6 protein-coding genes are annotated in these 8,523 nt (G+C 65.6%); 1 reads left to right on the forward strand and 5 read right to left on the reverse strand.

The annotated features are described in order from the left end of the window. Positions 1–18: 18 nt before the first annotated feature. The 5 genes from AC56LW_RS20925 to AC56LW_RS20945 form a co-directional block, all read right to left on the reverse strand. Positions 19–1,248, reverse strand: a complete 1,230-nt coding sequence (locus AC56LW_RS20925; RefSeq protein WP_499637279.1) for an ABC transporter permease — start codon at positions 1,246–1,248, stop codon at positions 19–21. A 15-nt stretch (positions 1,249–1,263) separates the two neighbouring features. Continuing rightward, a complete protein-coding gene (locus AC56LW_RS20930; RefSeq protein ID WP_499637281.1) occupies positions 1,264–2,574 on the reverse strand; it encodes an ABC transporter permease in 1,311 nt (436 codons plus the stop codon). Between the two features lie 9 nt (positions 2,575–2,583). Beyond that, the gene (locus tag AC56LW_RS20935; protein ID WP_183554333.1) at positions 2,584–3,297 is read right to left on the reverse strand and encodes an ABC transporter ATP-binding protein; all 714 of its coding nucleotides are present in this window, start codon (positions 3,295–3,297) and stop codon (positions 2,584–2,586) included. Between the two features lie 16 nt (positions 3,298–3,313). Next, complete coding sequence (locus tag AC56LW_RS20940; protein WP_499637283.1) at positions 3,314–4,582, reverse strand: efflux RND transporter periplasmic adaptor subunit; 1,269 nt, start codon at positions 4,580–4,582, stop codon at positions 3,314–3,316. Positions 4,583–4,739: 157 nt separating this feature from the next. Further along, positions 4,740–6,512 (reverse strand): YbhB/YbcL family Raf kinase inhibitor-like protein, encoded by a 1,773-nt coding sequence (locus tag AC56LW_RS20945; protein WP_499637284.1) that lies wholly within the window; start codon positions 6,510–6,512, stop codon positions 4,740–4,742. Positions 6,513–6,677: 165 nt separating this feature from the next. On the opposite strand from AC56LW_RS20945, the gene AC56LW_RS20950 reads away from it, so the two are divergent. After that, complete coding sequence (locus AC56LW_RS20950; RefSeq protein WP_499637286.1) at positions 6,678–8,318, forward strand: MutS-related protein; 1,641 nt, start codon at positions 6,678–6,680, stop codon at positions 8,316–8,318. Positions 8,319–8,523: the final 205 nt, after the last annotated feature.

The following is an 8,523-nucleotide window of genomic DNA, read 5'->3' on the forward strand; positions in this document are numbered from 1 at the left end:
TAGCATCCGCGCGCGTGCTCACAGGCTGCGGGTGGCCAGCGCCGGCGAGGTGCTGGCCGCGCGCCAGGCCGGGCCATACGCCGCCAGGATGCCGATCACCCAGAACATCAGCGCGCCGCCGATCAGGTAGGCCACCGGCAGGCGCGCCATCTCGAGCTTCGTCACCAAAAGCTGGTTCAGACCAACGCCCAGCAGCACGCCGCCCGCCACGCCGGCGCTCGTGATCATCACGTTCTCGACGATGAAGTAGCGCAGGATGTCGATCTTGCGCGCACCAAGCGCGCGCCGCACGCCGATCTGCTTGCGGCGTTGGGTCACCCACAGACTGGCCATGCCGACAATGCCGCTGCAGGTCACCAGGAGCAGCAGCACGCTGACCGTCACCAGCATCCACGACAGTGCAAGGTCGGCGCGGTAGCGGTTCTTGCGGTCTTCCTCGACCGTTCTCGCGTTCAGGATCATCGGGCGGCTAGACGCCGCGCGCAGCGCCTGTTCTGCCTCTTTCATCACGCGGTGGCGCTGGCCTGGTTCGGCGCGTATCGCGTACAGCGCGCTCTCCCCGCCATACAGGCGGGCCGGCATGATCATCGCGTATTCTCCGAGGTCGCCGACCTGGGCATGCGCCGTTTGCAGGCGCTCGACGACCCCCACGATGCGGGCGCCCGGCACTTCGCCGCTACCGAAATACAGCATCTTGCCAACTGCGGACGTGCCCGGCCACAATTTGTCGGCCACCGCCCTGGTAATGATCATGGTGTCGGGCGGGATACGCAACGCCTGCTCATTGATGTCAACCAGTTCGCCAGGGAGGAAGTCACGCCCCGCAACCACTTGCAGGCCCAAGGTCTTTACCAGTGAGTCGCCCGATACATACATGCCCAGCGATGTGTTCTGGCCCTGCGGATTGCGGTCGACCGAAAAACTGCTGGTGCTGCCTTTGTTCGACATCGGCATCTGCGACACGTACGCCACCGACGCCACGCCGGGCACCGCGCGCAGCAGTTCGCTCTGGCGTTTGATGGTTGCCAGCATCTGCTCCGGTGTGTCCTTGTCCAGGTTGTGCGCCTCGAAGTAGAAGGTGGCAGCCTCGTCGAGCAGGCCCGACGGACGGGCAGCGACCGCCCGTCGTTCGCTGACGATGTGCAGCGCGTTGGCCAGGAGGGCAAGGCTGAGCGCGACCTGCAGCGCAACCAGCACGGGGCCGGTCTTGTTGCGCAACAGGGCCGACAGGATAGGACGGATTTCCATGCAGTTCTCCCGGGTTTACTGTGATTTGAGCTGGATGGCAGGCGTGACCTGGCAGGCGCGCCAGGTCGGCAGGAAGCCGGCAAGCAGTGCGGAGGCGATCGAGATCACGAAGGTCACGATCAGCATCTTCCAATCCATGTGCGCGATGTTCGCCATGCCCTTGCTCTGCATGCCGATCAGCGCCAGCGCGCAGAACGCCAGGATCAGGCCAAGTACACCGCCGGCCAGTCCGATCACGCCCGTTTCAATCATGAATTGCCGGAAGATGTCGCCGCGCGACGCGCCCAGCGCGCGGCGGATGCCGACTTCGCTCGCGCGCACCGAGAACTTGGCCAGCAGCAGGCCGATCGTGTTGACCAGGCACAGGGCCAGGAACCCGAATGCCAGCCACGCCGACAGCTTGCTGTCGTTGGCCACGACCTTGAGCTTGTCCATCCACGCCATCACGTCGTACAGCATGTTCGGCGCGGCCCGCTTCAGGCGACCCAGCTTGCGTTGTTCGCTGGCGTAGCTATCGATGAACGCCTGCAGGTCGGTGCGCTCGGCCTGCGACCGGGTCTCGAACCAGAACTGGATCCAGGTGCACTCGGACGCAAGAAGGGCAGCATAGCCGCTATCGCGCTTGCCGCTGCAACTCATGCTGCCTGCATGCGGTACTTCGTGGCCGATGGCGCTGGCGAACGGGATCAGGAAATCCTCGCCCTGGCCGAAGCGACTTGCGCCGATCAGCTTGTAATAGCGGGGCAATGGCGCCCACGGGCCGATGACCCCCACCACGGTGTATTGATGCCCTGTCAGCACCAGGCGCTGGCCGACCGGATTGGTTTGGCCAAACAGCTTCTCTGCCATGGCCTGGCTCAGCACGACGACGTCCGCGCCACGTGCATCGTCCGCTTCGCTCCAGGCCTGTCCATACCGGAAAGGCACGTCGAACATCGCGAAGAGATCGCGTGTGGCCGCCAGTCCGGTCGCATTGAAAGCAGGGAGATCCTTGCGTGTGGGTTCGACCGGCAGCTGGATGTTGTACATCGCAGTGCGACGCTCGCCCTGGCCGCTACGCAGCAGATTGGCGGCATCCGGATAGCTCATCTGCATGTCGTCCGGATCGGCTCCCGGGACGTAGCCTTCAAGCTGGCCATTGTCGAATTGCGGCACGAACAGGCGCTCGCTCTTGGATGGAATCGGATCGCCCGACATCACGTGCAGGATGGTCAGCGTGGACACGCTGGCCGCCACGCCGATCGCCAGCGTCAGCACCATCAGCGCGGTGAGATACGGATTGCGGCGCAGGCTGCGCACGCCAAGCATCAGGTAATAGCCGAACATCGCCGCTCCTTATGCCGTGACGTCGGTATGGGCCTGGTGCAGCGACGGGGCGCGCCGTACCAGATCCGACACCTGGCCATCGATGATGTGCACGTTGCGGTGGGTGCGCACGGCCAGCTCCGGGTCGTGGGTCACCATCAAAATGGTGGTGCCGGCCGCATTGATTTCTTCGAGCAGCTCCATCACGCCACGCGCCATCTGCGTATCGAGGTTGCCGGTCGGTTCATCGGCCAGCAGCAGTTTCGGACTGCCGGCCAGCGCGCGCGCGATCGCCACGCGCTGCTGCTGGCCGCCCGAGAGTTCCGCCGGGTAGTGCTTCATGCGCGAGGCCAGGCCCACCTTGCCGAGAGCATCCTCGATGCGTTCCTTGCGCTCGCGCGCATTGAAGCCGCGGTAGCGCAGCGGCACGTCGACGTTGTCGAACAGGTTCAGGTCGGGGATCAGGTTGAAACCCTGGAAGATGAAGCCGAGCTTTTCGTTGCGCAGGCGCGAGCGCGCTGCGTCGTCCAGGCCCTTGACGTTCACGCCATCGAGGATGAATTCGCCCGACGTAAATTCTTCGAGCAGGCCGGCGATGTTGAGAAAGCTCGTCTTGCCCGAGCCGGACGGGCCGGTCACGGTGACGAATTCACCCTGGCTGACGTGGATCGCGAAGCCGCGCAGCGCGTGCGTCTCGATCATGTGGGTGCGGTACACCTTGCTCAGGTTGGTCATGCGCAGCATAGTCTGGCTCCGTGGTTCATTGATTGATTGAGACGCGTGCGGCATTGTCGAAGGCATCGGTGCCCGACACCACCACCTTGTCGCCGGCTTTCAGGCCGTCGATGATTTCAACGGCCGAGATACTGGTGGCGCCGATCCGGATCGGCGTGCGTACGGCCACGCCGTCGTGCATCACGTAGGCATGGCGCCCGCCTTCGTTCTCGACGAACGGGCCGCGCTGCACCATCAGCACGTCCGGTTTTTCCTCGATCAGCAGGCGCGCGCTGACGCGCTGGCTCTGGCGCAGGCCGGTCGGCTGCGCGCCATCGAAGCGCACCCGCGCCAGCACCTGGTTCTTGACCACCTCGGGCGACAGCGCCGACAGCGTGCCGGTGGCGCGGCCCGCCGGCAGGGTGATCTCGGCGCGCATGCCCAGGCCCATGTCGCCGGCATAGGTTTCGGGCACTTCCAGTTCGACCTCCAGCCGCGACAGGTCCACCAGCGTCATCAAGGGCGCGTTGGCGGCGACCACCATCCGGTTCTGCACATTGAGCGTGCCAATGAAGCCATCGACCGGCGCGCGCACGGTCAGTTCGTCGACGCGGCGCTGGGCGTTGGCCATCGACAGGCGCTGGCGTTCCAGTTCATTGGTCTTGGTCTTGATCGCCAGTTCGACGTCGTCGCCTTCGAGCGCGGCGGCCTGCCTGGCGTGGCTGGCGCGGATGCCGGCTGAATTGACCGCATCCCTGGCCTTCTGGTAGTCGATCTTGGCGATGATGCCGATCTGGCCGACGCTGTCGTAGCGCTCCAGCGTGCGCTGGGCCGACAGGCGGTCGATCTCGGCGGTGTCGGCTTCGCGCTGGGCCAGCAGCTTCTGCTTGCGCGACAGGATCTGCTGGCGCGCCACTTCGGCCTTGAGCTGTTCATACGACGACACTTCGCGCTTGAGGGCGTCGGTCAGGTCGGGCGATTCGAGCAGTGCCAGTACGTCGCCCTTCTTGACCGTGTCGCCGGCGGCGACCTTCAGGTTGACGGTGGCCGGGGCGGTGGCATACAGCGTGGGACTGACGGCAGCCACGACGCGGCCATTGACGGCGGCGTCGCGCACCAGCGCGCCGCGCGCCACCTCGGCGATGCGGATGCGGCTGGCCGAGACGCTATGTTCGCTGTTGTTCCAGGCGGCGTACAGCGTGGCGCTGACGGCAACCAGCGCCGCGGCCGCGCCGATCATCAGGGCGCGGCGCTTGAATCGTTGCGCCGGGGGCGGCGTCAGGGTAGTGTCCTGCCGGGATGGTTCGGGGATCATGATGGTCCAGTAACGACGGTGTAGTAGTCGTTATTGCACGATCCGTGCCAGGCGTTAAGTCATTGATTCGTATGGCGGACAATAGCGGACACCGCTGTCCGCGGTGTCCGTCCGGGCGGCCGCGGACACGGCCGCCGGTGAGGTTTGCTCTACAGCCTTACTTCTGCGGCTTCTGCTTCTGCGCGTACTTGCCGACGATCTCGCCCTTGGCCAGTACATGGCCCTTCATCGCGGCCAGCACCTGGTCGCGGTCGGCGCCGAACGGCACGTCCAGCATCGTGTCGAGCGCCATCACCTGGAAGTGGTAGCGGTGCGCCGCTTCACCCGGTGGCGGCTTCGGTCCGTAGTAGCCCGGCGAACCGCGCGTCGTGAGGCCTTGCAGCACGCCGTCGGGATCCGACAGGCGGGCTTGCTCCTGCACGCCTTCCGGCACGCTCGTGACATTGGCCGGGATATTCCACATCACCCAGTGCACGAAGGGCAGGGCCGGTTTGGCGTCCGGGTCTTCCGCGATGATCACGTACGACTTCGCACCGGCCACCGCTTTCCACGAGAGCGCCGGCGAGACGCCGTCGGCGTACTCGGTGTAGCGCTCGTGCATCATGCCGTTGGCCGCAAAGCTGGGCGACGAGACGGTCATCTGCCCTTTGGCCTCGGTCTCGGGGCGCTCGAGTGCCAGTGGAACATTGGTGCCCTTGCTGGTTTGCTGCTCCAGCGGGCCTGCCGGGGCTTTTGCCGGCATGCCGGCCTTGCCGCCGGTGTAGGCGACCCGGTAGATCACGCCATTGGCATCGTCCGCCATCAAGAGCGAACCGTCCTTCGCCATCGCCAGCCCGACCGGACGCGCGATGTGGGTCTTGCCGCCATCGGTCAAAAAGCCCGTGACGAACGGCTCGACCTTCGTCGGCTGGCCGTTCTGGTAGCGTACGCGCACGATCTCGTAGCCCGATGCCGGCACCCGGTTCCACGAGCCGCGCATCGTCACGAACGCGTCGCCCTGGTACTCGGCCGGGAACGCGCTGCCAGCGCCGAACACCCATTGCATCGGCGCTGCGTGGGCCGTGTAGCCAAGCACCATCGGCGTGCTGCGCGCTTTCCACTGCTCCTTGGTGATCTCGCCCACGGGCGTGCTTTGCGGGTAGATCTCATTGGCACCGTAGACGTGCGGCCAGCCATACTGTTTACCCAGTTCGATCTTGTTGATTTCCTCGGCCTGCACGTCGTCGCCGAGGAAGTCGATGCCATGGTCGAAGCCCCACAGCTCGCCCGTCGTCGGATGCCAGGCGTAGCCGATCAGGTTGCGCAGGCCGCTGGCGAAGATGGTGCGCTGCTTGCCGTCCGGCGAAATGCGCAGCAGCGTGGCGTTTTCGGGATTGCTCTCGTTGCAGGTATTGCAGGTGCTGCCCACGCTCAGGTACAGCATGCCGTCCGGGCCGAAGGCCATCGTGCGGTTCGGGTGCTGGCCCGAGTCGGGCAGGTCGCCGATCAGCATCTTGAGTTCGCCCAGGCGGCCATCCTTCTGGATATCGGCCACGAACAGTTCCTTGACCGTCACCAGATACAGCTTGTTGTCGCGGATCGCGAGACCATGCGCGCCGGCGCGGTTGGCCACCGTGATCGGCTCGCCGTCGGCGCGGCCGTCGTTGTTGGTGTCGCGCAGCAGCAGCACGTCGCCCTGGTCACGGCGGCTCACATAGATGTCGCCGCTGGGCGCGACGGCGATGATGCGGGCGTTTTTCAGGCCGGTTGCAAACGCGCTGACCGTGAAGCCGGGCGGTGCCTTGAGTGCACGAATCCGCTCGGGCGTCGCTTCGACCTTGTTGGGCTTCCAGACGTTGATCTTGGTGGAGAACTGGGTGCCGTCGCCCTGCTGGGCGGTGGCGGAGCCGAACACGAGGCATAGTGCGGCGGCGAGCGAAGCGCGTTTCATGGAGGGCCTGCCTTTCATGGACATTGTTATAGAGATGGTCAAGAAGGCATCGTGCCAGTGTTTACTGCCTCGGTATGTTGGGAAACGAACATTGTCCGTAGTGGCGCTCCTTATGCAAAAAAGATAATTTCGCCACTGGAACGTTTTCCTTCTTGCAAGTTCGCCATGTCGTCTGCACATGCACCTGGCAACCGGCACCGCCGGCTCTCTTCAGGACTCACCTTGTCGTCGTTCGACCATCTGCAGCATCTCTGGCGTTCCGCCATCGCCACACTGGCGCCATCGACCGCGCCGCCTCCGAACCACTTCTTCACGCCCCAGGATATCGGGCGTCTGCACGAGCAGGATGGCCCCAACCGCGCCAGCATCGATGCCCAGACCTGGGACGACCTGCTGCTGCCATCGTTCGAGGACAAGCTGGCGCCCGATGCCAGCATCTTCGGCCGCCAGGTGCTGCACCGGCGCCTGCGCGCGGGCGTGGACGATGCCGCCTGCGGTGCCCAGCGCACGCGCCTGCAAGGCTTGATCGCGGACCCCGCGCACCTGTCCGCGCTGCACGCGCAACTGCGGATGCTGCGCCATGCGGATGTGGATGTGAGCGCGCTGTTGTTCGGCGAGACGCCGCCCGTGACGCCGTGGTGGTCACGCTGGTTGTGGCTGTTACCGGTGTTGCTGCTGGTGTCGGTCGCCGCACTGGTGACGTTGCCGCTGGGTTGGATGCTGACGCTGGCTGCGCTCGCGCCGCTGATGGCGCTGCAGATCCGCTATCACCAGCAGATCGAGGGCTGGACCGCGACCATCCGCTCGCTGGGCGCGCTGCTTGCCACCGTTGGCCTGCTCGGCAAGGGGGGCGGGGCATTGACCGAACCGTTCGTGGCGACGCGCGCGACCGCCGCGCGCCTGCATGTGCGCCTCGACCGGCCCTTCGCGCTGCGCATGATCCCGGGCGGCAGGCAGTATGCCGACTGGTTCGCTGCCGGGAATATCGCGCATTACTTCCGGACGGCGCGTATCGTGTTCGGGCAGCGCGCGTTTCTTCGCGAGTGCTATCTGGCGTGCGCCAACCTCGAAGCCGATGTCGCGCTGGCGCGGCACCTGAACGCGATGCCGCGCTGGTGCTGGGCCGAACGGGGCGGGGCGCGTGACCTGCTGCTGGAGGATGGCGTGCATCCGTTGATGGCGCAGCCGGCGCCTCTGTCATTGTCGCTGCATGAGCGCGGCGCGTTCGTCTCGGGCCAGAACGCGTCGGGCAAGAGTACCTTCCTGCGCATGGTGGGCCTGAACCTGCTCGCAGCGCGTGCGTTTGGCTTTTGCTACGCCACGCGGGCGCGTCTGCCTGCGGTGCCAGTGCGCGCCAGCATGCAGAACGAGGATTCGCTGCTCGGCGGCGAGAGCCTGTACATGGCGGAGTTGCGCCGTGCCCGTGAACTGCTCGACGCAGCCGGCCAGCCTGCAGGCGTGTGCCTGATCGACGAGGTGTTTCGCGGTACGAACCACCTCGAGTCGGTATCCGCTGCCGCTGCGGTGCTCGAACAGTTGTCGAGGCACGACCTGGTGCTGGTGTCGTCGCACAACCTGGTGCTCGCGCCGCTGCTGCAAGCGGGGTTCGACGCCATCTGCATCGATACGACCAGCGGCCGGCCGGTGCTGCAGAAGGGCGTACTGCGTAATCCGAATGGCATTGCGCTGCTGGCCAGGGAGGGTTTCGGCCCGCAGATCGAGGGCAGGGCGGCGGAAGTGGCGCGCTGGCTGAGCGGCCACTTGCTGGAGCCGGTCACTGGCGCGCCGACGGCGCAGCAGGCGTGACCGGCTTGGGACGCATGACAAAAACCTGTTACTTCGTCTGGCCGCAACATGCTTGTACATTGAGCCATGCTGACCGGCCGCTTTCGGCCCAGGCCGTGTAAAAACTTAGAAGCAGGCCCTGGCAGCGGAACTGTACCCGCCGATGCATGTTGAGCGGCTCTTCAAAGCGCTCAGGGTGCAATGCCGCGTTTTCCGGGATACCGAC

Source organism: Telluria sp. LT2P80 (assembly GCF_059685955.1).

What these genes read in the sequence shown, in the direction of transcription:
- AC56LW_RS20925 (WP_499637279.1), bottom strand. Translation starts at nt 1,248, where the DNA reads ATGGAAATCCGTCCTATCCTGTCGGCCCTGTTGCGCAACAAGACCGGC.
- AC56LW_RS20930 (WP_499637281.1), bottom strand. Translation starts at nt 2,574, where the DNA reads ATGTTCGGCTATTACCTGATGCTTGGCGTGCGCAGCCTGCGCCGCAAT.
- AC56LW_RS20935 (WP_183554333.1), bottom strand. Translation starts at nt 3,297, where the DNA reads ATGCTGCGCATGACCAACCTGAGCAAGGTGTACCGCACCCACATGATC.
- AC56LW_RS20940 (WP_499637283.1), bottom strand. Translation starts at nt 4,582, where the DNA reads ATGATCCCCGAACCATCCCGGCAGGACACTACCCTGACGCCGCCCCCG.
- AC56LW_RS20945 (WP_499637284.1), bottom strand. Translation starts at nt 6,512, where the DNA reads ATGAAACGCGCTTCGCTCGCCGCCGCACTATGCCTCGTGTTCGGCTCC.
- AC56LW_RS20950 (WP_499637286.1), top strand. Translation starts at nt 6,678, where the DNA reads ATGTCGTCTGCACATGCACCTGGCAACCGGCACCGCCGGCTCTCTTCA.